This window comes from Sphingomonas sp. 7/4-4 (assembly GCF_027941955.1).
Lineage (GTDB): Bacteria > Pseudomonadota > Alphaproteobacteria > Sphingomonadales > Sphingomonadaceae > Sphingomonas.
In genome coordinates this window covers 4,000,028-4,026,998 of record NZ_CP115960.1, presented here as the reverse complement: position 1 = coordinate 4,026,998, position 26,971 = coordinate 4,000,028, and the positions used below count along the sequence as shown (strand labels likewise).

11 protein-coding genes and 5 pseudogenes are annotated in these 26,971 nt (G+C 64.5%); 5 read left to right on the top strand and 11 right to left on the bottom strand.

Annotated features, from left to right (window positions below; all coding sequences use genetic code 11):
• Positions 1–7: 7 nt before the first annotated feature.
• The 3 genes from PIB19_RS20560 to PIB19_RS20550 all read right to left on the bottom strand — a co-directional run bounded on the left by PIB19_RS20560 (position 8) and on the right by PIB19_RS20550 (position 5,507).
• Positions 8–3,001 carry a TonB-dependent receptor gene (locus PIB19_RS20560; protein ID WP_271238828.1) on the bottom strand — a complete coding sequence of 998 codons (2,994 nt, stop codon included), beginning with the start codon at positions 2,999–3,001 and terminating at the stop codon, positions 8–10.
• A gap of 134 nt (positions 3,002–3,135) precedes the next feature.
• Positions 3,136–3,882, bottom strand: coding sequence for a FadR/GntR family transcriptional regulator (locus tag PIB19_RS20555; protein WP_271238827.1), 747 nt, complete (start codon positions 3,880–3,882; stop codon positions 3,136–3,138).
• Positions 3,883–3,953: 71 nt separating this feature from the next.
• Positions 3,954–5,507 (bottom strand): alpha-L-fucosidase, encoded by a 1,554-nt coding sequence (locus PIB19_RS20550; protein ID WP_271238826.1) that lies wholly within the window; start codon positions 5,505–5,507, stop codon positions 3,954–3,956.
• A 232-nt stretch (positions 5,508–5,739) separates the two neighbouring features.
• On the opposite strand from PIB19_RS20550, the gene PIB19_RS20545 reads away from it, so the two are divergent.
• A complete protein-coding gene (locus PIB19_RS20545) occupies positions 5,740–6,423 on the top strand; it encodes an IclR family transcriptional regulator (RefSeq protein ID WP_271238825.1) in 684 nt (227 codons plus the stop codon).
• Positions 6,424–6,602: 179 nt separating this feature from the next.
• Complete coding sequence (locus tag PIB19_RS20540) at positions 6,603–7,610, top strand: zinc-binding alcohol dehydrogenase family protein (protein WP_271238824.1); 1,008 nt, start codon at positions 6,603–6,605, stop codon at positions 7,608–7,610.
• Between the two features lie 144 nt (positions 7,611–7,754).
• Here the strand turns inward: PIB19_RS20540 and PIB19_RS23860 are convergent.
• The 3 pseudogenes from PIB19_RS23860 to PIB19_RS20530 form a co-directional block, all read right to left on the bottom strand.
• A pseudogene (locus tag PIB19_RS23860) lies at positions 7,755–8,036 on the bottom strand (L-rhamnose mutarotase); the annotation flags it as partial.
• A 144-nt stretch (positions 8,037–8,180) separates the two neighbouring features.
• A pseudogene (locus PIB19_RS20535) lies at positions 8,181–11,163 on the bottom strand (TonB-dependent receptor plug domain-containing protein).
• Positions 11,164–11,294: 131 nt separating this feature from the next.
• Positions 11,295–14,322 (bottom strand): annotated as a pseudogene (locus tag PIB19_RS20530) (glycosyl hydrolase family 28-related protein).
• A 208-nt stretch (positions 14,323–14,530) separates the two neighbouring features.
• On the opposite strand from PIB19_RS20530, the gene PIB19_RS20525 reads away from it, so the two are divergent.
• Positions 14,531–15,028, top strand: a complete 498-nt coding sequence (locus PIB19_RS20525) for a gluconokinase (protein ID WP_271241047.1) — start codon at positions 14,531–14,533, stop codon at positions 15,026–15,028.
• Between the two features lie 222 nt (positions 15,029–15,250).
• On the top strand, positions 15,251–15,508 hold the full coding sequence (locus PIB19_RS20520; RefSeq protein WP_443018657.1) for a helix-turn-helix domain-containing protein: 258 nt from the start codon (positions 15,251–15,253) through the stop codon (positions 15,506–15,508).
• Between the two features lie 30 nt (positions 15,509–15,538).
• Here the strand turns inward: PIB19_RS20520 and PIB19_RS20515 are convergent.
• The 4 genes and pseudogenes from PIB19_RS20515 to PIB19_RS20505 form a co-directional block, all read right to left on the bottom strand.
• A pseudogene (locus PIB19_RS20515) lies at positions 15,539–18,212 on the bottom strand (glycoside hydrolase family 3 C-terminal domain-containing protein).
• A 33-nt stretch (positions 18,213–18,245) separates the two neighbouring features.
• Positions 18,246–19,786 (bottom strand): annotated as a pseudogene (locus PIB19_RS20510) (tryptophan halogenase family protein).
• A 63-nt stretch (positions 19,787–19,849) separates the two neighbouring features.
• The gene (locus PIB19_RS23295; protein ID WP_336297209.1) at positions 19,850–20,527 is read right to left on the bottom strand and encodes a TonB-dependent receptor domain-containing protein; all 678 of its coding nucleotides are present in this window, start codon (positions 20,525–20,527) and stop codon (positions 19,850–19,852) included.
• A complete protein-coding gene (locus tag PIB19_RS20505) occupies positions 20,452–22,731 on the bottom strand; it encodes a TonB-dependent receptor (RefSeq protein WP_336297208.1) in 2,280 nt (759 codons plus the stop codon). Before PIB19_RS20505 ends, PIB19_RS23295 begins: the two co-directional genes overlap by 76 nt.
• A 400-nt stretch (positions 22,732–23,131) precedes the next feature.
• On the opposite strand from PIB19_RS20505, the gene PIB19_RS23290 reads away from it, so the two are divergent.
• Positions 23,132–24,832, top strand: coding sequence for a cupin-like domain-containing protein (locus PIB19_RS23290; RefSeq protein WP_336297207.1), 1,701 nt, complete (start codon positions 23,132–23,134; stop codon positions 24,830–24,832).
• Between the two features lie 24 nt (positions 24,833–24,856).
• On the opposite strand, the gene PIB19_RS20490 is transcribed toward PIB19_RS23290, so the two are convergent.
• Entirely contained in the window at positions 24,857–26,917 is a 2,061-nt protein-coding gene (locus tag PIB19_RS20490; RefSeq protein WP_271238823.1) for an alpha-L-arabinofuranosidase C-terminal domain-containing protein, read from the bottom strand.
• Positions 26,918–26,971 lie beyond the last annotated feature (54 nt).

Genomic DNA, 26,971 nt, shown 5'->3' with positions numbered 1-26,971 from the left:
GCGCGCGTCAGAACTGGAGCGTCGCGCCGAGGAAATAGGTCGGGCCATAATAGCTCGCCTCGCGGAAGCTGCCGAGGATCGGCATGTCCTGGTATCGCGGTGTATCGGTGATGTTGGTCCCCTGGAACTGCAGCACGAGGTTCCTGTTCAACCGATAGCGCAGGTTGAGATCGACCGTGCCCTCGTCGCGCACCATGCGGTTCTGCGACGGATCGCCGACGAACTGCTGGTAATAAGCCGAGCGGAACTTGTAGATCGCCGAAATCTCGAACCCGCCCGACTGGAAATAGGGCGCGGCGGTGACGACGTGCTTCGACATGCCGAAGATGCCGACCGGATCGACCAGCCCTTCATAAGCCTGCCCCGTCGCCGGATTGACCTGATCGCCCAGCCGCAGATCCTCCTGCTCGTAATCGCTGTCGGCATAGGCCCAGCTGCCGCGGAAGCCGAGGCCGTTGAACGGGCTGGGCAGGAACGAGGCGCGATAGCTGGCCGACACTTCGAAACCGTTGATGTTGTGGGTCTCTTCGCTCGACTGGAGCACGGTTACCGGCACGGTGAAGGTCTGTCCGCCGATCGTGTAGCTCTCATCCTGGAGCACGTTCACATAGCCGCCCTGGAAGGTCTTGTGGAACAGGCGGAACGAGAAGACCGAGTCGCGATTGAGATAATATTCGAGCGACAGATCATAGTTCCACGACATCAGCGGATTGCTGCGCGGATTGCCCGAGGCCGTGATCGACGAAATGGCCGAGCGCACGTCCGGGAAGGAGGTCTGCGACGCGTCGAGCGCGAAGGTGCGGCCATTGGCGAGCGATGCAGGGTCCGGCTTGGTCATCGAACGCGACACCGCGGCGCGCACCTTGAACTTCTCCGACGCATCAAAGGAGAGGTTCAGGCTCGGCAGCCATTTGTCATAGGCATAAGTGTCGATCAGCGGATCGAACTGGCCGTTCGAGACGAGGCTGATCGTGCCGTTGCCGTTGTTGATGACGTTGAACCCGCCGCGCAACCCGCGCGAGAGGACGTCGGTCGAGACATAGCGCAGGCCGACATTGCCGCTGACCGGCAGGCTGCCGAGATCGCCGCCGAAACTCGCCATCACATAAGCGGCCTTGGTGTCCTCCTCGATATTGCGGTTGCCGATGCTGCGGGTGTCGGCGCTGAGCCCGGGATCCTCGGTGCCGAGGAAATTCTGCATCAGGCAGACCGGATCGAAGCTCGCCCAATTGTTGATCGCATTGTCGCGGTCGCCCGAGAGATAGTCGCTCTGCGGGAAGTCCACCCGGCAGGCGCGGTTCGCCGCCGCCATGGTCGAGAGCAGCACATTGTACGTGCCGGGCGCGCCGTTGAAGGCCGAGGCGGTGTTGGCGACGTTGAAATTATACTCGCGGCGATCGGATTCCACGCTGCGATAGCGCATCTCGGAGACGCGGCCGCCGAAATCGAGCGCGCGCAGCCAGCCGCTCTCAGGCGTCCAGTGCATGTCGAGCCGGCCCGCCTCATTCTCGTGCCAGCGCGTCTGATCGTCGCGGCGAACGCGCGCGGCGGCACTGAAATTGTCCGCATCGGTCACGTCGAACGCCGGATTGAGCAGGATGGATTGGGTGCCGTCCGGGAAATTCTCGAAGCTATAGCCGATCCGCCCGCCGCTCGATCCGGTGGTGACGCCGGGAACGACTGCGCCGTCGATGTCGGTCGGGCCGGTGCGCAGCCGCACCGAACGATCCATCCGCTCGCGGCGGGTGCGCGACAGCGAGGCATCGGCGCTGATCCGGAAAGTCTCGGTCACCGGGATCGAGACGTTGAGCCCGCCGCCGCGATAGGTCTCGTCCTGGATGCGATAGGTGGGCGTCACTTCGCCGAAGCTGTTGCCGGTGTAGGATTGCAGGATGTGATCGGGCCCGAACACGACATTCTGCATGCCGCGGGTGGTCTCGGAAAGGCCGAAAATCTGTCGCGTCTCGTTGAAATTATAGTCCGAGAGTTCGACGTCGAAATTGACTTCGACTCCGGTCGGCGACTTCCATTGAAGCCCGCCGATCCATGCCAGCCGCTCGTCGCCGGTATCGAACTGGATGTTGTTGCGGCTGGTCGTCGCCAGATAATAAGGCGTGTTCGCCGGCACCGCGGCGGTGCCATAGGTTTGCGGCGTGACCGCAGTGCAGGTCTGGGTCGCGGTATAGGCCACGTCGCCGCGGCACGCATTCCAGGTAGTGCCGCCGCCGAGCAGCTCCTCGGGCGAATTGCTGCGCTGATATTGCACACCGAAGATCACGCCGAGTTCGCCCGCGGCGCCGAGATCGAACTGGTCGACATAGCTGCCGGTCAGGCGAACACCGAGACCGGCGGGATCGTCGAGCTTGTGGTCGTAGCCGGTCAGGATGCCGCGCGCGCTGAGCGTGATCTGGCGCTTCGCCTTGTCGAGCGGCTTCAAGGTGCGGGAATCGATCGTACCCGAAGTGCCGCCTTCGATCAGATCGGCGCGCTGGGTCTTGTTGACCGCGACCGAATTGATCAGCTCGGACGGGAACAGATAGAAATTGACCGAGCGCTTGCCATTGCCGGTCGTCGTCTCGCGGCCATTGACGTTGATGCTGCTGAGGAACGGCCCGAGCCCGCCGACGGCGATCTCCGAGGCGGCACCCTTTTCGCGGTGGGTGGTGGCGCCGGGGATGGTGGCGATCGCATCGCCCAGATTGGTGGCGGGAAGCCCGTCGATATCCGCCGCCGAGAGCGAATCGGAAATGATCGTCTCATTGCGCTTCGCCTGGATCGACGACTGGATCGACGCACGGACGCCCGTCACGACGATCGCCTCCTCCGCAGCCTGCCCATCGCCGGCCTGCGGTGCGGCGTCGGTGGCGACGGTGCTGTCGTCCTGCGGCGCGGTCTGCGCCTGCGCCAATGCCAGCGGCGACGCGGCAATCAGCAGCGATACGGCGCCTGCCGCCGACGGCAGCCAACGCGATCCCGGCTTGGCGATCCGGCTCATGTTCATTGCAATCCTCCCCGAGTCGTAGACCTGTTGGTCCTTGCGGAGAGACATATCTGGCATGGATTCATTGTCAACCACTTTGCCGCCAATACGCGCAAATTGGTTCGGTAATTGGTATATAGAAATTGGTATAAGTGCTAGCCCAGCCTTGCGCTGAGGAGGAAACGCTCGCGACTCTGCGCCGATCGCTGCTGCAATTCCTGGAGCGCGCGTTCCTCGGCGGCGCTCAGCATCGATTCGAGCAGCCGGTTGAAATGGCGCCGCATCGCGAGCCGGGCCGCATTGACGTCGCGGTCGCGCAGCGCGGCGACGATCTCGGCATGCTCGGCCTGGCGCGCCTGCGCGTCCTGCCGGCACACGGCGGTATGGCTCTCGCGCACTTCGGGCAGTTCGGTGCGCAGCTGCCACATCGAACTCACGACGTGGATGATCGCGCGATTCCCGGAGGCGGAAGCGATGGTCATGTGGAAATCGCGGTCGGCAGCGCTGATCGCATCCTCGTCCAGCGACTCGTCGGCCATGATGGTTAGCAGGCCGTCCAGTCTGTCGAGATCATCCTCGGAGATGATCGGCGCGGCCAGCGCCGCAGCCTCGGCTTCGAACAGCGAGCGCGCCTCGGTGAGCTCGAAGGCGCTGACCGTCGGCAGTGCGGATTGCGCGTTCGCGGGGCGATCGAGGACATAGACGCCCGAGCCGGTCTTGATCCGCACCCAGCCTGCCGCCTGCAGCGCGATCTCCGCCTCGCGGATAGTGACGCGGCTGACGCCGAAACGCTCCGAGAGCTCGCGCTCGCCGGGAAGCCGCGAGCCCACCGGGAAGCTGCCGTCCTCGATGAGCGCGATGATCCGCTCGGTAATGTCCTGAAAAAGTCGACGATCCGCCATTGCCTGCCCCAAGGAAATTCGGAATTGTCATACCAGTTAAGCAGACAGGTGCAAACCCATGGTTGTGGGCGTCAGCCGAAATCGATCTTGAAGACGCTGGCGTGCCGGGTGGGCAGCGTTTCGGGAACATCGACCACCAATGCGTCGCTCGTCTGCCGGAAGCTGACCGGACCGGGATGGCCGAGCAATCGAACCCGCCGCACCCGGCGAGGCTCGAGCGGGTTGCCGGCGGCGAGCGCGTTTATCGTGGTCGTGCCCGAAGGCTGGCCGAGTACGATGGCGTAGAGGGTGTCACCCTTCGTGGTGAACCGGATGTCGCGCGCGGTATAATCGACCTTTTCCTTGAACATTCCGACAGCGGCTTCGGTCGGCCCCTCGCCATGCACCTTCCACGGCCGCGTGCCATGAATCGCCTCCGAATTGACCTTCATCCAGGCCGCCATCTCGGCCAGCAGCTGCTCCGATTCAGGCGGCAGGCTACCATCGGCATAGAGCACGACGTTGAGCAGCAGGTTGCCGTTCTTGCTGACGATATCCGCCAGCAGAGCGATGACGTCCGCCGGGCTCTTGTAGCTGTCATGGTCGCTGAAGAACCAGTCGCCATTGGACGTATCGGTCTGCCACGGCAGGGGATTGATGCCCTTGAGTACGCCGCGCTCGACGTCCTGTACGCCCCATTCCTTGTGGAATTCGCCCGAACCGGTGTCCTTGCTGGCGTACACCGCCTGCAGTTCTCCGTTGCGGGCGGTGCGGCTGTTGTACAGATGCGCAAGCAGCGAACGCCCGACCTCGCCGAAGGGCAGCCCTCCGTCCGAATAGAGAAGATCGGGCTGATAGGAATCGATCAGATCGCGGATTCTGTCGAACCAATGGGCGTGGAATTTCGCATTCGTGGTGTACCAGCTCGCCGGCGTGTTGAGGAACGGCTCGTCGCGATTGTCGTGATACAGATCCGCATAGCGCGGGTCCGCGCCGTCATAGCGCACGCCCAGCTTCGGCCAGAACTGGTCGTAGAGATGGTTCGGATACGACCAGGTATAGCTTGCGCCCAGATGCTCGGACACGCCGAAGCGCAGCCCCCGGCGCTTTGCCGCCGCCTTCCAGGCGCCGACGATATCGCGCTTCGGCCCCATGGCGGCAGCGTTCCAGCGATGGTGCCTCGAATTCCACAAATCGAAATTGTCGTGATGCACGCCCATCGACACGAAGTATTTCGCGCCGGCCGCCGCATATCTGTCCATCAGCGCTTCCGGATCGAACTTCTCGGCCTTCCAGAGCGGGACGACATCCTTGTAACCGGATTCGGAAGGATGGCCGTAGGTCTTCAGATGGTGCTCATAATGGGGGTGGCCCGGCACATACATGAAGCGGGCATACCAATCGCCCTGGCGGGGCACCGCTTGCGGCCCCCAATGCGCCCAGATCCCGAGCTTGGCATCCCGGAACCAATCGGGCGTGCGATAGGTCTTGAGCGATTCCACCGTCGGTTCGAAACGGCCGGACGCCAGGTTAAGGCGGCGGTCCTGAGAAGCCGCGCCGGTCATGCCCTGCGCGCGCGCCGCCATGCCCATGCCGAGCGCTGCACATGGTGCCAACAGCATTTCGCGCTTGCTAAAAGTGGCCATGTGTCTCTCCCTTGTGCGATCGATCGCGAAGCTCGCGCGATCCTACTATCATATTTGCAAATATGTTTTCATGTATCAAGGTGGCGAATGCAGCGTCAGGCCCGGATATGCCGCGCTGCGCGACCGGACGACGAGCCGGCGCTCGGCGGCCGGCGAAGGTTCCGGCTTGCGTCCTGCCGATATCCGCGCGAGATCACGCCGCCGCCAGATATCCGAACGGATTGGGAGACATATGACACGAGCCGGGCTCAAGGGCACTTACGCCGCTCCCGCGATCGGGAAGGCGTTCGAAGTCATCGAGCTGCTTGCGACCAGGCCCGAAGGCGCATTGATCACCGAGATGGCGGCCGATCTGAACCGCACGGTCGGCGAACTCTTCCGGATCGTCGTGGTGATGGAGCAGCTCGGCTATCTGCGCAAATCGGACGCCACCGATCGCTATACCGTGGCCTACAAGCTGCTCGACGTCGCATTCCGCGCGACGCCTTCGCAGGACCTCGTTCGCGCGGCGATGCCCGAGATGCAGGTGCTCGCGCTCGAGGCGGGGCAATCCTGCCACCTCGTCGTGGCGAACGGAGGCCGCGGCATGGTGATCGCGCGCGAGGAGCAGCCGGGGACGCGGGGCTTCGCTCTCAAGGTCGGCGCACATATCGACATCATTCACAGTTGCTCGGGACAGGTGATCCTGGCCTTTTCCAATCTCCAGCGCGCCGAGCGGATCGTCCGCGCCGCCGAGGAGGAGCGGAGCATCTCGGTCGACCGGAGCTGGCTGGCGGAACGGTTCGCGGTCATCCGGCGGACCGGCCATGACAGTCGCAAGAGCCCGATCACCCATGGCGTGACGGACATCAGCTTTCCCGTGTTCGGATTCGATCGGAACGTGGTCGCGGCGCTGACGATCCCTTTCTGGAGTTGATCGACGGATCCCAGAAGGTCGATATCGAAGCGGCGCGCGGGATGCTGCGCACGGCGACCGCGCGCATTTCGGACCGGCTCGGTTTTCAACCCGAGTGATTGCCGCCGTTACCGGCGCTTACGAAAACAAACTTGCAAATACGCAAAGCACCATGCGATGGCCGATAAGGGAGGTCCGCCATGCGCGCGATTATTTGCCATGAGCCGTTTCGTCTGGGCCTGGTCGCCAGGGACACGCCGGTCGCAGGGCCAGGCGAGGTTCTGATCCGCATCCGCAGGGTCGGCCTGTGCGGCACCGATTATCACATCTTCTCGGGCAAGCACCCGTTCCTCAATTATCCGCGCGTCATGGGGCATGAGCTTAGCGGAGAGGTCGCGGGGCTCGGCGCGGGCACGTCGCTGCGCATCGGGCAACCCGTCACGATCAATCCCTATCTGGCATGCGGCATTTGCATCGCCTGCCGCAAGGCCAAGCCGAACGCGTGCGTCAACATCAGGGTGCTGGGCGTCCATATCGACGGCGGCATGTGCGACATGCTGGTCGTACCCGAAAGCGCAGTGGTCGATGCGGAAGGACTGACCGCCGACCAGGCGGCGATGGTCGAGTTTCTCGCGATCGGCGCGCACGCCGTGACGCGCGCCCCAGCCGCGGGCGTCGAGAGAATGCTCGTCGTCGGCGCCGGTCCTATCGGCATCGCGACGGCGCTCTTCGGGCGGCTGCGCGGCTTCGAGGTGATCCTGGCCGATCGCCGGCAGGCCCGGCTCGATTATGCGCGCGATCGGCTCGGCCTCGACGGCGTGCAGGCGGATGACCGCCTGGAAGCCGTGCTAGGGCAACATACGCGCGGAGACATGTTCGATCTGGTCTTCGACGCGACCGGTTCGCTTCCCGCGATGCGCCGCAGTCTGGGCCTGGTGGCGCACGGTGGGGCCCTGGTGCTGGTCGGCGTGGCGGTCGGGGACCTGACGTTCGAGGATCCCGAGTTTCACAAGCGGGAGGCCATGCTGATCGCCAGCCGCAACGCCTTGTCGTCGGACTTCGAACGCGTGATCGCGGCGATCAAGTCGGGCGACATTCCGACGGATCAACTGCAGACGCAGAGCGTCGACGCGGAGGAACTGCCGACCCGCATGCCCGATCTGATCGCGCGCGCAGATTCGGTGCTCAAGGCGATCGCGCACTTCTGAGAACTGCCGCTGTGTTTGGCCGCAACAATCGGCCCGAGGCGGCGTGTCGCCACCCTTCGGATCAGGCGACATCCCCTGGGACGGGAGCGTGAAGATCCGGCGCATTTCGACCCATTTCTCGCCCGGGCGCGCATGCGGCAGGTGGCGCTGGAACCCCCACATCAGAGTCTCCCATTGCTCGACTTCCTCCGGCACGGGCACGGCGCGGGGATAATCTTCCGAAACCTCGGCTATCATGAACAGCCGGTCGCCGGTCCGCCAGATCTCCATCGCCTCGACGCCCTGCTCGCGGATATAGGCAATGACGGCGGGCCAGGCGGCGCCGGGCGCGTGCCGCGCCTCATAGGCTTCGATCAGCGCCGCGTCGTCGATCAGATCGAGCGCAAAGCAGCACCGGCGGTTCCCGGCATGGATTCCGTCAGTCATGCATTCTCTCCCGCGATGTCGTGCTGTCTCGCGATTCTCGTAGAGGAAGCGCTTCAGGGAGCCAACAACGCCCGCAGGCCTCGCTCCCATACGAAAAAGTCCCGGCCTCACGGCCGGGACCAGTTCCACGGGAGGTGGAGACATCTAGAAGCTGAGGCGAATACCCGCGCGATAGGTCCGCCCGAGCGTGTCGTAGAGCGCCGGATTTACGTCGAGGCCGGTATTGGTCTGCGGTGCAGGCTCGGGATCGTGATCGAACAGATTGTCGACCTTGAAATAGGCCTTGATCGCCGAGGTCACATTATACGATCCGCCGACATCCACATAGAAGGCGCCCTTCATGAAGTTGCGGTCGATCGTCGGGTGGTTTCCGGTCGAGGCCGGACAGCCCGAGCTGCAGACCACATATTGGTGGCCGTACACACCGTCCGAGAACCAGCGCTCCTGGATATTGAAGCTGAACGCGTCGTTCTCGTAGCTCTGGGTCGCCAGCCACTTCCAGTCGGGCGTGGCGCCGTTGTTGGCACCGGCCTGGTCGACGCGATCGACACCGGCGATGCCCGCATCGACGAGGAACTCCCGGATATGGGTGCCGAGTGCGCGGACGGTGAAGCTGCCCGGCAGGCCCAGCGGCCTGCTCCAGCGGTAGCTCGCCTCGATGTCGAATCCGCTGGTCTTCCACGAGGCCAGATTGAACGGCTGGACGTTTATGAAGTTGCCGCCCTGTACCGGGCTGTTGAGCACGAAACCGCCGCAGAACGCCTGATTGCCTTCGAAGCAGAAGCGGACGATCTGGTCCGCCGACAGCGTGGAGACCACGCCGTCCAGCTTGATGCTGTAATAGTCGAACGAAAGGCTGAGCCCGGGCAACCATGACGGATTGGCGAGCGCGGCACCGATTTCGGTGTTGCGCGCGATTTCCGGCTTCAGATCGGGATTGCCGATCGTGTTCTGGAAAGCCTGCACCGCGCCGGCGGGCGGAAACGGATTGGCGAAGTTCGGCAGCGTCGTCACGGTCGGCGCGGCGAACAGCTCCGACAGATTGGGCGCGCGCACGTCGCGCGAAGTCACTGCGCGCAGCCGGAAGCCGTCGAGCGGCGTCTCCCAGGTGCCGCCGATCTTCCACGCCCAGACCGTCCCCGACGTGCTGTAATGCGTCACGCGGGCGGCGCCGTTGAGGTTGGCGCGCCCCGCCCCGCCGCCGTCGAACAGCGGCAGATTGAATTCCGCGGAAGCTTCATACACGTCATAGGCGCCGCCGCCGTTCTTGTAATTGCCGGCCGCCCAATTGCTGCCCAAGGGCGCGTTGAGCAGCGGGTCTGCCGGATAGGCCTGACTGTTCGGGCTCAACGTGCCGACGCCCGCGCCATAGGGATCGGCGTTCACTTCATAGAATTCGTGGCGATACTCGCCGCCAAAGGCGAGCGTGAGAGGCCCCGCCCATAGATCGAACAGATTGCCCGAGAAGTTGAGGCTGGCGACGTCCTGAGTCAGCCTGGTGTGCTGGAACGGGCCGTTCTGGGGGTGACATAAGCGAGCGCCGCCGCCGACGGGGCGAAGCCGCCGAAGATGTTGATCGGCTGGCACCCTGCCGCGCGTGCCACCGGATCGGCACAGACGATCGCGCCATTCAGCGTGATTGCGCTGGTCGCGGCGACATAGCGGTTCTGCAGGACGATGTCGTTCACATCGATGTCGGAAATGGTGGTGCCGTGCTCGTAATAGGCGTCGTAATTCCAGTCGCCCCCGCCCACGCCGAATTGGCCCTTGAGGCCGCCGACGACGCGATATTGGCGTCGATCGGTATAGACCCTCGGATCGGGAAATTCCCGTTGCTCGTCCCGAAGTTGAAGGACGTGATTCCCGCACTGGTGCACCGGTCGCGAACCAGCTGCGGCAGGAATGGATTGGCGCATTGCACCGTGAGGTTCGGCCGGCCGTAACCCGGGCTCGGCTGGTTGTTGGTCTTGACCTGCGCCGCGCTGAAAGTGACGTAGACTTCGTTGTTCTCGGCGAAATCGTAACCGATCCGGCCGAAGCCGGTGACGCGCTGGAGCGCCGATACCAGGGATGCGCCGGATCCGGGCGCGCCGGACAGGTCGCCGCCGACGCAGAAGCTGTTGCCGGGATAGCAGTTCGACACGCGGCCATTGCCCAGCGGCGCGCCGCCCGATCCGTAGTTGAAATTGTACGGCGCGCCGTTCACGTCGAACGCGATGCCCTGCAGCGGGCCGTTGTTGATCAGTCCGTAGCGGGCATATTGATAAGGCTGGGCGTAATCGCCGTAGACGAACTGCGGCAGGCCGTTGTTGGCCTGTCCGGTGTTCAGCAGGGTGCTGGCGCGATACCAGTCGCGCTTGCCGGCCAGGTCGGTGCCGAAATCGCCCGGGCCGACGCCCTGGTCGTGGGCGTATTCGCCGCTGACGACCAGGTGCAATTTGTCGTCGAACAATGCCCCGCCCCAAGCGGCCTGCGCGAGGACCTGCGCATTGTCGCCATAGGTGGTGATGCCGCCCTGCAGATTGGCCTTGAAGCCCTTGAAGCGGGTATCGGTGATGAAGTTGACGACACCGCCGACCGCGTCCGATCCGTAGGTCGCCGAGGCACCGCCGTTGACGATGTCGACGCGCTTGATCAGCAATTGCGGGAACAGGCTGACATCGGGCACGCCGGTGACGTTCGCGCCGACCACGCGCTGGCCGTCGAGCAACGTCAGCGTGCGGATCGGCTGGAGGCCGCGCAGCGAGAAGGAACTCAGCCCCTGCAACCCGCTCGAGGTGCTGAACGTGCCCGTCGAAGTCCCGGTCGAACCCTGCAGCGACGGCAATTGCGCGATCGTGTTGAAGATGTTGGGCTGCGCGTTGGCAGCGATCTGCTCCTCGCCGATGACAGTGGTCGGCGTAGGCGCAGTGAACCCGCTGGCGATGATGCGCGAGCCGGTGACGACGATGTCGCCGGGCTGCTCGAGCGCTTCGCTCGGCTGCTCGGCTTGCGGCACGGCCTCCTGCGGCGCAGGCGCCGACTCGGGTGCGGTCTGCGCATGGGCGCCTCCGGCCAGCATCATGGCGGCCAGCGCCATTATGCTCACGCCGCGATATTGCCGATGCAGTGCGAAAATCCCCGTCATTGCTCCATCCCTCCGACTTTTATTCTGCTATTCCTGGCTGCACCGCCCCGGGGCGCATTACGACCGCTGCTCAACGGTATCCCCGCGCCTGCCCGCCCGCACGTACGACAAAGGTCGTAGCGCGCTCCCGCTCAGGGGCGTGCCGCGTAGAGCGCGTGGTGCGTGAGAATGAAGAGCGTGCGCCGATCCGGGCCGCCGAACAGGATCTGCAGCGGCCGTTCGGGCACGTCGATCCGGCCGGTCTCCTTACCGTCGGCGTCGTAGACGAACACCTGCCCGTTCGCGACATAGACCCGGCCCTGCGCATCGACCGTCACACTCTCTCCGCCACGATTGGCGAAGCGTTTCAGATCCTTGAGCGCGCCTTGCGGCCCAACCGTGCCGCTATAGGTGACGTTCTCCGATCCATTGGTGACGAACAGGCGCTCGCCCTGCCGGCCGCTCACCAGCCCATTGGCGTTGAGTCCGTTCGACCAGCGCCAGCCGACATGATCGATCGGCCCCTGCTGCCAGACGCGGAACGCCGGCAGCGTGAGGCTGCCGTCGGGTGACACATATTCCTGCGCCTTGGGCGCACCGATGTCTTGCGCGAACAGTTCGGCGAGCGTCGTGAATTCATAGCTCTGGTGATCGAGCTGGTCGCGGAACTCGCCATTGTTCCACCAATTGACCGGCAGCAACGTACGCGCGGTCGCGCCGGTGCGCACCGGCGTGGGTTTGATCATCGTCAGCTGGTCGGGCGGTCCGGCCGGGTCGATCGAATAGACTGCACCCTTGGGCCCAAGCGACGAGAGCACGAGGAGATGCCCTGATGCATCCACCGCCAGATTGACCGGATCGAGCGCATGATCGCGGACGATCTCCAGCCCCCGGCTTCCGTCCAGCGATGGATACGCTGGAAGCGCCGGTCGATGAAATAGAGTGCGCCCTTCGCGTCCACCGCGGCGCCGGAGATCGACCAGAAGCCCTCGGCAACCTTGTCGACTTTGACTGCGCCCGACGCCGGTGCTGCGATGCTCCGCTCCGCCGGTCCAATATCGAGCTTCGCGAACTCGTGCTCGCGGACCACGAGCTTGCGCGAGACGTCCTCGATCGCGTTCTCGAACGGGTATTTGCTCGCCCGCAGGAACGTTCCGCAACCTTCGTCGTCACAGCTCGCATAGCCGCTTTCGGCGTTCACATGCACGTTGCGGAAGCGGATGTCGCTCGAGTTGAACAGCTTCACTGCGCTGCGTGCCGGCGCATAGCTGCGCGTCACTCGATAGCCGTGATAATTGGCGAACAGCAGATTGCGCGAATTGCGGATCTCGAGCGAGACCGCGTTGGGCCCGTCGCCGACTTCCTGCTCGGTCTGCGGCGCGAGGAATTCCCAGTTCTGCACATTATCGAGCACGAACTCGTTGCGGGCATGATGCTCGACCGACATCTCGTAGACATGGCCCGGCGTGCTGGTGTTGGTCACCGTGAACCCTGCCGAGGCGAAGGTGTTCGGGCTCCACACATCGGCGAAGGTGCCGCCGCCGCCATCGGTCACCCAGATGCTCGGATATTGCGCATCCATCCGCCCGTCGGACACTGGATCGCCGCTTCTCGCCGACAGCGTCCCGAGCGGCTTTGCGTCCGCCGTCGGCGTTCCGCCGCCGCCCATGATCTTCACGTCCTCGACAAGGCTGTGCTCGCCCGAACGCCAGAGCAGCGCCGCCGCGCGCGGGTTCACCCGCCCGGTGAAAAGGCCGAGGCCGGACAGGATATTGTCGCCGCCGCGCGGTGTCTCGAGGATCGGCACCACGGTGCCGAGGCCGGCATGCGCGGGATTGTTGTCGGGGATGTAGAACTGGGTGATCGCGGGATGCAGGCCGATCAGGACGGTATCCGGGCGCAGCTTCAGGCGATCGGTCACCTTGTAGAAGCCGATCGGAAAATAGAGGACGCGGTGCGTATCGATGGCGCGCTGGATCGCAGCGGTGTCGTCGGTGGAGCCGTCGCCCGACACGCCCAACGTCTTCACATCGACCCAGTCCGCCATGTTCGGAAGCGGGCGGATGGCGGGCGCGCGGCGCGCCGGCATCGAGGACAGCGGCTTGATGTCGGCCTCGGTCGCATAGCTGCCCATGCTGCCGAGCTCGGGCACGGCCAGGCCATAAGAGAAGGACGCGACCTTATAGGCTTTGCCCTTGCCGGCGACGGTGCGGCCGCTGTCGCGGAAGCGCGCGAACACCGGGCTGTCGACCGCCAGCGCATTCTCGAAGCCCACCTGGGTGAAGACATTCTCCTCGTTCGAGATGACGATCGCCGCGCGGCTGACCTTCTCGAACCGGACGTCCTTGCCCCATAATGAGTCGCCGTAACCCCGGTCGATCTCGATACCGACCGGCGTATCGCGGATCGCGACGTTGACCATCGTCAGCCCGACCTCATGCTCGCGGATCGCTGCGTCGCGCTGACCTTCGAAGCTGGAGTCGAGCAGAGTGAATTGCCATGCCGGCGACGTCTTCTCGGTGACGATGCCGTATCGCCCGCCCTTGAAGTGGACGTTCTCGATGACGTTCCCCGCCTGATATACGCCGGCAAAGGCGGATCCCAGGCGGAACTCCATGTCGCTCAGAAAGGCATGCTGGGCCATGCGGAAGCGCACGCCCGCCGCCGCCGGATTGCCTTCGCCGATCTCGATGTCGACATTGCGCATCGACGAATAGAAAGTACCCGAATTGGCGTCGCGCACGATCCTGTCGCGCGGCACGACCGTCGGAACCGGGACCGGCACCTTGCCGACATTATACTGATCGTCGCCTGCGAAGACGATCATCGTAGAAACGCCCTGCTGGAACCCCGGCGTGTTGGCACCGAGCAGGATGACGGGGCGCGTCCGCCCGACGCCATAGACGCGCACGCCTGCCGGCACGATCAGCGTGCGGGTGATACGGTACTTGCCCGAAGGCAGGAAAACCATGCCGTGGCGGGTCTGGTCCCGCGCCTCGTCCAGGGCTTTCTGCAGAGCGTCGCTGTCGTCCGCCTTGCCGTCACCCACCCCTTTACCGTCACTGCGCGCGGCTCGGCGGGCGCGGTCGGGAACACCGAGACCCCCTGCGCGAAGGCCGGGGACGATAGGGTCAGCACCGTCGAAGCGAGCAAACCAGCCAGAGCGCAGCGCATCTTCATCCGGACCTCCGTCGGCAATCGATCCTGCTGGCTAACCCGGCGCCCGGGCCATGGCATCTCCGACCAAGGTCGTAGTTTTCAGCGCCGGGCCATGGATCCAGAACGGGATGGCATCGGTCGCGGTGCGGGCCCGCCGGGTCGACCCATTCTCGAGGACGCCGATTTGCTCCCTTCCGCCCGCTTTGCCCCGTCGTTTGCCGTGATCGTCATGGGCGTCAGCGGCTGCGGCAAGTCGACGCTGGGTGCGCTCCTCGCCGAGGCGCTGGGTTGCCCCTTCCACGAGGGCGACGATTACCATTCGCCCGAGGCGGTCGAGAAGATGCGCGCCGGGCAGCCGCTGAGCGACGAGGATCGCTGGCCGTGGCTCGACCGGCTCGGTGCGGCAACCGCGGGATCGATCGCCGCGCACGGCGCAGCGGTGGCCGCCTGCTCGGCACTGCGCAGAAGTTATCGCGACCGGCTGCGGGCGACGATCGGAGGCCCGGTACAGTTGGTCCTGCTGGAGAACAGCCGCGACCGCCTGTTGCAGCGGCTGGCGAGCCGCGCGGGACATTTCATGCCCGTCAGCCTTCTCGACAGCCAGTTGGCGACGCTCGAGCGGCCGCTCGCCGGGGAAGATGTGCTGACGCTCGTGACCGAGAAGCCCCCGGCATTGCTGCGGGACATGGTGCTCGCGCAGCTGGAAGATCGCCGGCTCCGGGGATGAAACGGCACGATTCGGGGCAGGCGGAATCTGTTAGACAGATTTCGCTAAAATTAGTGGCTCGAAAGCCACAGAATCGCCCTTTCGCACCTGCTTCGGGCATTTTTTACAATGAAGGGGCTTGAACCTGTCTAACTGATTCCCTTATGATAACGCTAACGTTCCGGTGAGCACAATCCAGGAAATGGATGGGTTCCCGCGCAGGATCGACAAGGGAGAGGTGAGATGCATGTCGCCATGGATCTGCATGACGATCTCAGCCACAGGAAAGCCCCGGCTCCAGGTCAGCCGCAGCTGACGCCGACGCAGATGGAAGTGCTCCGCTGCGTGCATTCCGGGCTGCTGAACAAGCAGATCGCGTACAAATTGGGCATCGCCGAGGCGACGGTGAAGGTCCACATGACCGCGGTCATGCGCAAGCTCAACGTCCGCAATCGCACCCAGGCCGCGATCGCCGCGGGGCAGCTCCGGTTAGTGGCATAATCCGACAGAGCGGCCACTCGGCCCGCTTCGTCACTTGGGTAGCGTGACTTCCTTCGCGATCGAGAAGCCGGCGCTCTGGCCAGGCACCCCGGTATCGGGCTGGCCGGAACCGACGCTGACACGATAGTCCCCCATCAGCACCTTGCGCACGCCGTCGGTAGTGACTGCGCTGAGATCGCGCGGCGAAAGATCGAACCGTAGCGCACGCGATTCCCCGGCTCGAGCGTCACGCGCTGAAAGCCGCGCAAAGCGATCCGCGGCGCCCCGGGATCGTCGGGGAAGTCGAGATAGAGCTGCGACACTTCGTCCCCCGCGCGATCGCCGGCATTGCGCACTTCGGTCGTCACGCGGATCCCCTTCGACGAATCGCCGCCGACGGGTGCCACTGCGAGCGGCCCATAAGCGAAGCGCGTGTAGCTGAGACCATAGCCGAAGGAATAAACCGGCTTGCCGGTGAAATAGCGATAGGTGCGCCCGGTCATGGAATAGTCCCCGAACGGGGGCAGATCCTCGAGGCTCCGGTAAAAGGTCAGCGGCAGGCGCCCCGACGGATTGGTACGGCCCGAGAGAATGTTGCCGACGGCGAGCCCGCCCGCTTGCCCCGGATACCAGGCCTCGACGATCGCCGCGGCATTGTCCTTCGCCCAGGTGAGATCGAGAGGGCTGCCGTTCATCGCGACGAGCACGATCGGCTTGCCGGTGGCCCTGGCCTGCACGAGCAACGCCTGCTGATCCGGCGGCAGGCCGAGCGACGTTTTGTCACCGCCCTCGAAGCCGGGAATTTTGACGGGTGACTCTTCGGCTTCGAGATCGGACGTCAGGCCCACGACCGCGACGAGCACATCGGCTTGGGCGGCGGCGGCCTTCAGGTCGCGTTCGGGCGCAGTCGAGATGCGCTTCCAGACCAGCCCAACACCCGTCGTCCCGGTATGCGCATCGCCGGTGACGGTGATCGGATAGCGCCGCCCCTTTTCGAGCCGCACCGTCTTCATCGTGGGAAGGCTGCCCCATGGCGCATCCTTGAGATCGGCGAACGGCTTGTCCTCGAAGCGCAGCGAACCGCTCATGAAGCCGGACAGGCCCAACCGGTAGCTGCCGGTTTCGGGAGGGACGATAAAGCCGGTCCACACGACTCGGTGATGATCCGAGACCTGCGCAAGATCGAGGCTGCGGCCGTTGACGCTCGTCTCGACGCGCGTGGCAACCGGGGTTTCGGCAAAACGGGCCTTGCCGACATAGGCCTGGAACGCGCCCGGAGCGAAGCGCGTCGGCGGTGTCCCCAGCACGTTGTAATAATTGGCCAATAGCCCGGGACGTCCATCCGCCGTGCGGAGCGCGGTGGTTGGGACAGGATCGCCGTCGGTATAGGTTTCGCCGAACGGCACATAGTCGATTCGGGCGCCGGGCAGCGCGCGGCGCAGGCCTTCGAGCACCGAGATCGGAGTTCCCGACAGCGGCGAGGAGTAATTGCCGCGCAGCACTCGAGTCGCATCCCCCAATGGACCAATCACCGCGATCCGCAGCCCGGGCCGCAACGGCAGGACGCCGTCATTCTTGAGCAGCACGAGGCTCTTCTCGGCCGCGGCGAGTGCGGTCGAACCATGTTCCGGCGCACCGACGGCTGCGACATTGCCGTCGGGTTTGCGCACGCCCGGCAAGTCGCCGACGCGGTAGCGTGCCGAGAACAGGCGTATCAGCGTGCGATCCACATCGGCTTCGGTGATCAGACCGCGGGTCAGCGCCTCGCGGTAGCGCTCCCCAGGCCGGCGGTGTCGGAGAGCGTCGCTCCATGGCATTCGCTGTCGACCCCGGCGCGCATCGCCGCCGCCACCGCCGCGGCGGCGTCCGGCGCAAAATGATGGTTGTCGCTGATGTCCTTGACCGCATCGCAGTCCGAAACGACATAGCCGGCGAACCCCCAGGCACCCCGGAGATACTCGCCGAGCAGCATGTCGCTGGCACAAGCGGGCTGCCCGTCGATGCGGTTATAGGCGCACATTACCGATCCGGCCTTGCCCTCGACAATGGCGGCCCGGAAAGCCGGCAGATAGGTATCCTCTAGATCGTGGCGCGAAACGAAGACGTTCGCGCTGTGGCGAGTCGATTCCGGCCCACTATGCACGGCGAAATGCTTGGGCGTGGCGATCACGTTGGGCAGATCGGCATTGGAGCCCTGCATGCCGGTCACATAGGCGACGCCCATGCGCGCGGCGAGGAACGGGTCTTCGCCATAAGTCTCCTGCCCCCTGCCCCAGCGCGGATCCCGGAAGATGTTGATGTTGGGCGACCAGGTGTCGAGCCCGGTGCCGATCCGACCCATTCGCCCCGTCTGCCGCGCGAGGGCATGCAGACCCTGCACCTCGGTGCTGATCGCGCCGGCGACCTGCTTGACGAGCGGCGCATCGAACGTGGCTGCAAGCCCGATCGGCTCGGGGAAATTGGTCGTGGGCAAGGATCCCAGTGCGCCGTGGAGCGATTCCGTCCACCAATTATAGGCAGGCACGTCGAGCCGCGGGATCGTGGGCGCGGTGTTCAGCAGCTGATCGAGTTTCTCGTCGAGAGACAGCCTGCCGACCAGTTCGGCCGCCAGCGCATCGGCGCGCGCCCGGGCATTCGTGGTTTCCGCGCGCTGGGCGGCAACCGGCGGAATGCAGGACATGCTCGCCAGCAGGGACGCCGCGAGAAGGGCCGAAGATCGTTTCATGTCGCGCCTTTCTTGTGCCGGTGCCGAAGCCGGTCAGACCGGCTGGAAGCCGTGTTCGTGGACCTTGCGGATCAGATCGCGATGCCGCGGCAGCCCGACGCGCAGCCGCTCGGTCTGCGCGGCGTTCTCCCGCATCGCGCGTTCGGCGAGCCGCGCCTCGCCCGCAATCGCGCCGGGCTCGATTTCGGTGCGGAAGTCCATGCCGTAGAGCACATATTGATAGCTGGCCGGGGGAAGACTTCCTCGACCCGATCGAATTCGTCGTGGAACCAGGGTGGCTGATATTTCCACAGGAGCATCAGCTCCTGCAGACGGTCCGGTATGCTCTCGGGCCGCACATTGTCCCGCCAGAAGTCGCTGTCGGTGCGCCGGGTCAGGACATAATGGAGCTTGAGGAAATCCACGATCCGACCCCAGCGATAGTGCGTCGTCGCATTGAAGCGCGAAGCGACCACATCCATGACCTCGCGGCACACCGGCATCTGCTCGGCGATGAGCTTCGCCGACAATTCGATGAGCACGATCGCCGAGGATTCGAGCGGTTCGAGGAATCCCGCGGCAAGGCCCACCGCGACGCAATTGCCCTTCCAGAACGTCTCGCGATGGCCGGAGCGTATCCTGATCTTGCGGACGGGAAGATCCTTTCCCGCTTCCCCCAGATAGGCGCGCAGCTCTCGCTCGGCCTCGTCGTCGGAGATATGGTGGCTCGAAAAGACGTGGCCGGTGCCCCGGCGGGTCGGCAGGCCGATATCCCAGATCCAGCCGGCAGACTGGGCCGTGGAGGTGGTGTGCGATGCGATCGGACTGTCCTCGCGCGCATACGGCACCTGAACCGCGAGCGCAGTGTCGCAGAACAGAACATCGCCGCAGTCCTTGAACGGCACACCCAATGCGTCGCCGAGCAACAGCGCGCGGAAGCCCGTGCAGTCGACGAAGAGATCGCCTTCGATCTCGCCGGCCTGTTCGGTCTCGACGCTTCTGATGTCGCCGTCTTCGGTCAGGTGAACGCGCCGGACATCCGCCAAAACGTGCCGCACGCCCAGCTTCTCGCAACAATGGCGCTGCAGGAAGGGCGCAAACTTTCCGGCGTCGAGGTGATAGGCGTAATTGGCGACGGCATCATATTCAGGCGTCGCGATCGTCTTGGGCGCAAGCCCCGCATCGCAGATACGCCCCTGCGGCGTGACGGCGTCGCAGAAACTGCCTTTGACTGGGCCGGCCAGCCAGTGCGGCACGAGGTTGAGCTGGTGAAAGCTCTGCGGCAGCATCAGCGGATGATAATAAGCGTCGTCGGGCGCGCCTGTCGTCCAGCGCGCGAAGCTGGCGCCCTGCTTGAACGCCGCATCGCACTCACGAAAGAAGTCGGTTTCGGAAACGCCGATCTTGGAAAGCGTCGTCCGCAGCGTCGGCCAGGTACCCTCGCCCACGCCGATGATCGGTGTAGTCGGGGATTCGATCAGCGTAACCGTGAAGCCGGCCGCCATCCGGCCGCGGTGCTTCGCCGCGACGATCCCGGCGGTCAGCCACCCGGCGGTCCCGCCGCCGACAATGACGATATTCTTGATCGGACGCATGCGGCGCAATCTTCAGCGACAATGCCGGGGGTGTCAAAGACACCCCCGGAGTGGGAAAAGGGATCAGAGCTTGATGCGCAGACCCGCAGTAAACCGCCGTCCGTAACCATAAACGTCGAGCAGCTGGTTGTTATACCGGCCGTGCGTGCTCATCGTCTCGTTGGTGATGTTCAGCGCCTCACCGAAGACATTGATGTTCTCGGTGATCTGGTAGCTGGCGCTGAGGTCGACCTGGGTACTGGCGTTGACGAACGTCGGTTCGGCTCCGAATGCGCCGGTGTTCTGCACCTGGCCGAATTGCAGCAGATATTCGTCGCGCCAGTTGAGCGCCGCGCGGAACTCGAACCCGTATTTGTCGAAGAAGCCGACGAAGTTCGCCGAGTTCGCGAGTCCGGTCACGGCGAACCCGCTCTGGCTGATGTCGTTGCGGTCATAGGGTTTGTTCGTCTCCACGAACGTGCCGTTGGCGATGAAGCCGAAGCCCGAATCCCCGAAGGTGTGCTGCAGTGCCAGCTCCACACCCCGAACCGTCGCGTCCGGCCCGTTCACGCGCTGCGAGACGCTGAACTGCGCCGCCTGCCCGGTCGAGGGATCGGCGACTCCGTTGATCGTCTGGCGCTGCGTGCCTTGGACGATGAAGTTCGAGACGTTCTTCAGGAAGAAGTTCACCGACGCATAGGAATTGCGCTGATAATACCATTCCGCCGCGACATCGAAATTGTCGGCAAGATAAGGCTGCAACAGGGGTTCCCGCCGTCGGCGGTGAGTGCGCCGACACGTTGGCCTGAGCCGATATTGAGCACGGGTGTCAGCAGATTGAGCGTCGGCCGCGTCAGCGTGCGCGAGGCGTCGAAGCGCAGCACCAGTTTGGGCGTGAGCTCGAGCTTCATGTCCACCGCGGGCAGCAAATAGCTGTAGCTGTTCCGCGTCGTCACTTCCTGCGACGGACCGAAGTTCACGGTGAGCAATGTCGGGTCGGTGGTGCTCGGCGTGATCGAAGTCGGCAGTCGGCCGACGCCGGTGGAGGCGAGCTTGGTCGATTCCTGACGCACGCCGGCATTGAAGTGGAACGGCATGCCGGCGATTTCGGTCTTGTACTTGGCCGACAGGAAGAGCGACCAGGTCTTTTCGTTGATGTTGCGATAGCTGCCGACATCATTGGCGACGTCGAACGTGCCGGTGAACGCAGTGCCGCAACAGCCGTAATTATAGCCCGGGATCGTCGTCGCCTGCGGGTTGCCGAGCCCGGTCAGGAAATCCTGATACGCGACCGCCGAGAAATTGATCAGCGTCGGCGGGAGCGTGCCGCCGAAGCCGGGAATGAAGCCATCGGTGCTGACAGTGCCCTTGTACAGGGTCGTCGGAATGGCGACGCCGCCGGTGGTTCCCGACGCCGGTCCATAGCCCGAATAGGCTTGCCAGAAATTGTTCGCGAAGGTGTTGGCGCTGCGGAACTTGAACGTATCGTCCACATAGGATCCGCCGATCGACAGGGTCAGATCGTCCTGCGTCCATTTGGCGCGCAGCCGGCCCTGCTTGATCGTATCGGTATTCTTGTTCGCGATGTTGACGGTGACGTGCGAGCCGATGGCCGACATGTCGGCCCAGCGGTTCGGGTTGCCGCTGACGCCATAGGAATGGAGCGACGGAATCACTTCGTCGCTGTCTCCGGTGATCGCGATACCCAGTGCCGGGCCGATCCCGAACCCGTAGCCGACATCCGCACCCTTCCCGTTGACGCGTCCATCAGGGTTCAGCCAGCTGCGCGAGAGGCTGCCATCAGCCTCGATTTCCAGATTCTGGGTCGCGTCCCACTTGACGTTGAGCCCGGTCTGGTTGGTGCGCCGCCAGTTGCTGTCGGTGCCAGCGGTAAAGTCGGTCTGCGAGCCTGCCTGCGTGAAATCGAGGGGCACGCCATTGTCGTCGAGCTTCACGTTGCGCAGCGATCCCTGGTTGAACCAGATACCGAAGCCGAACGTGTCCGTGTTGATGCGCTGATCGGAATAATTGTTGTCGACCGTCAGCAGCAGACCGTCCGACGGCTGCCATTGAACGGCGATCCGCCCGTCGATGCGCTCGTCCTTCGTATAGGATTGCTGCGCACCATATTGCTGCTCGAAGAACCCGACGATCGTCTGCTGCTGCGACGCCGGCGCGGTCGTGTCGGAGGTCGGGTTGCACGTCGCCGCGGTGCTGCCGGCGAGCTGGCATGGCGCATAGCGCCCGCCCGGGAAGCCATGGACGAAGACATTGTTCGTGCGGGTGTCGTGCCGCGTGTAGATCACGCTGGCGAGGATCCCGAAGCTGTCATCCGCGAAGCTGTCGCTGATCAGCAGGCCACCCGAAGGCACGATGCGCTTCGAATAATTCTGGATCGATCCCGAGGCCGATGCCGCAAGGCGGAACCCGGGATGGTCGAGCGGCTTGGGATAGGCGATGTCGATGGTCGCGCCGATCGAGTTGGCCGCGACCGTCACGTCCGGGGTCTTGTACACGGTGAGCGCGCCGATGAAGTCGGAGCCGACGGTGCTGAAATCGATCGACCGTCCGCCGGTGGCGGTGGCGAGACGCCGACCGTCGACGAGAGTCTCGTTGAAATCGCCGCCGAAGCCGCGGATCGTCACGCCGTTCGCCTCGCCCCGCACGCCGTCGCGCTGTATCGAGACGCCGGGCAGCCGCTGCAGCGAGGCGGCGACGTTGGAATCGGGGAACTTGCCGATATCTTCGGACGAAATGACGTCGACGACTCCCGACGCCTCGCGCTTCGCATCGAGGTTGCGCTGGAGTGAGCCGCGGATGCCGGTGACGACGATTTCGTCCTGCTCAGCCTGGGTCACGGTCGATTGCGCGTCGGGCGTTTCGTTCTGGGCGGCGCTCGCCGGGGCGTCGCGGCCTGCCGGGTCGACCGCGGTCTGCGCATTCGCAGACGTCGCAAGCCCGGGCAAAGTCAATGTTAGCGCTACCAAACTTGAAGCACAAAAAGCGCCAATTTGGCCGTCGAGCGCGTCCCCGACACATTTGTCTGTGTAATAATGCCCTTCATGCCGATACCCCTCCTTAAGGTACAGACCGGTTGCACGCCGGATCACCGGCGCGGACTCGCGCGAAGCGGTTGAAAACCCGCTTTATTATTCGATAGGCAAGCGCCCGCGGCGTCGCGGACACCCGCGAGCCGATAATGGCCATCCTCCCGATCCATCTCTGCGAATCTGCCCGGACAATAACCAACTACGTTAGCGCTATCAACAATAATTTGTCGGCGTATAACAATGCGGCGGAGCGTTGACCTCGCGCGGCTTTCAGCATCGAATAGTCGACGCCCGGCGCGCCAGCTTCAGGAGGGGAATGCCGAGAGAGCTCGAATTGCTGGATACCGAGGCGCACCGCGACCTCCGCATTGCGCGCGGGCAGGAAACCGCGCCGCATTTCGTGCAGGTCGTCGTCTCGGAATTCGCCTCGGCCGCCACTTGCTGTCCGATCCTGCTCACCAAGAACCCGGACACCGGGCAATTCTATGCCGGGGCCATGTACGGATTCAAACCGGGCGAGAATCTGTTGCACGATCAGGCCGGGGATACGCGGCCTTATCATCCGCTCGACCTCGAGCGTCAGGGCTTCTTCATCTCCGGCGACAGCATCGCGATAGACCCGCACCATGCAAGGTTCGACGCGCTCGACGGCGAGGCGCTCTTCGCCGACAATGGCGAGCCCGGCGCGCGGCTGCGGAAAATCCAGCAGGTGCTCCGCCAATTGAAGACCGGCGTGGAGGAGACCGACAGGTTCATCCAGACGCTGCTCGGACATCGCATGATCGATCCGGTCGACGTCACGCTGCGTTTCGATGACGGTGAGACGCTGGCGCTCCAGGGGCTCTATACGGTCAGCCTGGACAGCCTGCACGAGCTCGACGACGCAGCCGTGCTGGAGCTGTTCCGCTGCGGCTATCTCCAGCTCGCTTACTGCATGGCCGATCTCGCTCAAGCAGATTCCGGCCCTCGCCCACCAGCGCAATCGGCGCCTGGCGGCCATGCCAGGATAGTTCGGGTGCGCGAGATTTCCGCCGATCAGGGGTTCGATCCCGAAAGCTTTCAACGGGAAGTGGCCGATGCCTGCGCGCCGGTCATCTTGCGCGGGCTCGGCCAAGGCTGGCCCGTCGTTGCGGCAGGGCAGAAATCGCGCGATGCGCTGTTCGCCTATCTGCAGCGTTTCGATTCCGGCCAGACTGGCCAGGCATTCATCGGCCCTCCCGCGATCGCCGGACGTTATCATTATGGCACCGGCCCGGACGGCTTCAACTTCGCGCGCGAAACGCTGTCGCTACCGGAAACCCTGCAGCGCATTGCTGCTGCGGCCGATCGGCCGGAGCTGCCCTCGGTGTATATGGGCTCGCTGCCGACGGACGCCCATCTGCCGGGCTTCGCAGACGAGAATCCCGCGGCCTTCCTGCCACGCGCCATTCGACCACGCATCTGGATCGGCAACGCATCGCAGGTCGCCTGCCATTACGACACCTATGACAATCTGGCGCTCGTCGTGGCGGGACGGCGATGCTTCACGCTCTATCCGGCCGACGCCATAGCCGACCTCTATGTCGGGCCGATCGACCATAATATGGCCGGCCAGCCGGTCAGCCTGGCAGCCGGATCCCCCGACGGCGATCCGCGTTATCCCAAGTTCGAAGCGGCACGTCCGCGGGCGCTGCACGCGGAGCTGGAACCCGGCGACGCGCTCTACATCCCGAAGCTCTGGTGGCACCAGGTCGAAGCGACCGGCCCGGTGAACGTCCTGATCAATTACTGGTGGGACGGGTTCAGCGCCGGCCCCGATGCGCCTTATGCGACGATGATGCTGGCGATGATCGCCATCGCCGAGCGCCCGGCCGCCGAGCGTGCGGCATGGCGCGCCTTCTTCGACCATTATGTCTTTCGTCCCGACGGCCATCCGCTCGCGCATCTGCCCGAGGAACGGCACGGCATATTGGGACCGCTGCGCAACAATTACGGGCGGATCCGTGCGATGGTGATGCAGATCCTGCGCGGCGGTTGAGCGCCGCCGCACAGGACTCGCGCATCATTGTCGGACGGGATATTCGAAGATCGTCACCGATATCGGATCCACGGTAAGCGCACGGCCGAGCGCCGGCACGCGCTTCTCGCTGATCGTCACGCCGGCCGGCTTGCCGACCTTGTTCTCGGCATCGAGTGATTTGCCGGTGAGCAGCCACTGGGTGCCCGCGCCGCCCGGCTTTAGCCCACGCGGTTCGACCGTCAGGCGCTGCGGCTTGTAGGTAGCGTTCACCACCGCGATACGCAGCCGCTTGCCGTCGGGGCTCAGTCCGGCGATCACATCGAGCGGCCAGGTCGCGCTTCCCGCCTTCACCTGCGGATGCGCGAAGCCCACCGGATAGCGCGGATCGGGTTGAGGGACGTTGCCCTCGACTGCCAGCGGGATCGTGCCCGCGCCGAACCGTTCGCCGTACAATTTGAATATCGCACCCGTCGTATTGAGTGTCGCGGCGGTCGGCGTGATGTCCATCGTCGAGGCACCGGTCGTGAAGGCGCTCATCGTCAGGAAATCGGTGTGGCGCAGCATTTCCTGCATCACCATCGCATAAGCGAGCGCGTTCTTGAGCGTCGGCTTGCCGAAATAGGCGTACTCGTCGATCGACAGGAAGATCTTGCGATCCCGGATTGCCGGGAAGCGCTGCTGGTAGATCTTCCACTCCTCGGTCTTCATCCGGACGTGGTTCGAAGGCGAGCGCGCATATTCGATCAGTTCGGCATCGGCCGGGGCATTCGGGCGTTCTTCCGGGCGGTCATACCAATGCTCGCTGATACCGTCGAAACTGCCCATCGCATGCGCGAAGAAGCCGCCGGTCCAGTCCTCTTCGGTTCCGAACTTGTGCTGGATGCTCTCGAGCGAGGCATTCTCCTTGAAATCGCGCGGATGGAGCTGGTCGGGCATCGCACCCGAGGCGATGAGCGTGATCGAAGGATCGACCTTGCGCATCCGCTCGGCGAACTCGCGATGCTTGATCAGATAATAATCGAGGCTCGTCTTGCCGATCTGCCACCATCCATAGGGCTCGTTGCCGATATTCCAGAGCCGGACGCCATAGGGTTCGGGATGACCGTTGGCCGCGCGCTTCGCGCCCCAGTCGCTGGTCGCCGGGCCGTTGAGATATTCCACTTCCTCAGCGGCCGAATTGGCGTCGCCCAGGCCGGCATTGACGGTGACATAGGGTTCGACGTCCAGGATCCGGGTGAGCCGCATCCATTCGTCCATGCCGATGTCGTTCGGCTGCATGGCGCTCCACGCATGATCGAACATCGGCGCGCGGCGATCGCGCGGACCGAGCGCGCCGTGCCAATCCCAATCGGAGAGGAAATTCCCGCCGGGCAGCCGCCAGAAGCCCGAGTTCAGGGATTTCGCGATCGCAGTAGTGTCGGCGCGCCAGCCGTCGATATTGTCCGAAGGCATGAGCGAGACGGCGGCCACCCGGAAGCGGCCGCCGCCGGTCCCCGTGATCTCGAGCCGTGCGTCGGTGGTGTCGGCGCCCGGCGTGAAAGCGAAGTCTGCGCGCTGCCAGGCGGGCCCGGCGGTGGGCAAGGTCACGACCTGCCGGTTTCCTTCGCCATCACCCCAGATCAGCGCGACCTGCGCCTTGGCCGCCGCATCGCCCGACAGCCACAGCGATCCGTCGTAGCGCTTGCCCTTCGCGACTCCGATGCCCGATTGCGCCAGCCCGTGCGGCGTTTCGCCGACCGCGACGCTGGGGCTGTGCGGACCGACATACGGATCCTGCGCGTCCATCTTCACGGCGTCGTCGCCCCCGATCGGGCGCCATTTGCGATAGGCGACTCCGGGGCGGCCCTCCGCATTGGGCGGCGGCGGAACGTCCTTCGCCTCGGAAACGACCGGATAATAGAATTTGCGATCGTCGAGCATCTCCGCCCACAAGGTGCGCGCCACCAGCCCGCCGATGGGCTCGATGAACATGCCATAAGCGTAGCGCGTGACCGGCGCCGCGCGCTTCGTGCCATCGATCGTGACGCGGAGTTCCTGCGCGCCCAGTGGCGCACTCCCTGCGAGAATCAACGCGAGCGTCGCCGCTTTCGCTGCCAGCCTCATCCATCCCTCCATTGTGTTATTTTCTGTTGCCGCTACGCGTAACGGTAGCGTTAA

Excerpts from the sequence above, each read along its gene's own strand:
- PIB19_RS20550 (WP_271238826.1), bottom strand. The coding sequence starts at position 5,507 with ATGGCCACTTTTAGCAAGCGCGAAATGCTGTTGGCACCATGTGCAGCG.
- PIB19_RS20520 (WP_443018657.1), top strand. The coding sequence starts at position 15,251 with ATGCATGTCGCCATGGATCTGCATGACGATCTCAGCCACAGGAAAGCC.
- PIB19_RS23290 (WP_336297207.1), top strand. The coding sequence starts at position 23,132 with ATGCCGAGAGAGCTCGAATTGCTGGATACCGAGGCGCACCGCGACCTC.
- PIB19_RS20490 (WP_271238823.1), bottom strand. The coding sequence starts at position 26,917 with ATGAGGCTGGCAGCGAAAGCGGCGACGCTCGCGTTGATTCTCGCAGGG.
- PIB19_RS20525 (WP_271241047.1), top strand. The coding sequence starts at position 14,531 with ATGGGCGTCAGCGGCTGCGGCAAGTCGACGCTGGGTGCGCTCCTCGCC.
- PIB19_RS20555 (WP_271238827.1), bottom strand. The coding sequence starts at position 3,882 with ATGGCGGATCGTCGACTTTTTCAGGACATTACCGAGCGGATCATCGCG.
- PIB19_RS20560 (WP_271238828.1), bottom strand. The coding sequence starts at position 3,001 with ATGAACATGAGCCGGATCGCCAAGCCGGGATCGCGTTGGCTGCCGTCG.
- PIB19_RS20540 (WP_271238824.1), top strand. The coding sequence starts at position 6,603 with ATGCGCGCGATTATTTGCCATGAGCCGTTTCGTCTGGGCCTGGTCGCC.
- PIB19_RS20545 (WP_271238825.1), top strand. The coding sequence starts at position 5,740 with ATGACACGAGCCGGGCTCAAGGGCACTTACGCCGCTCCCGCGATCGGG.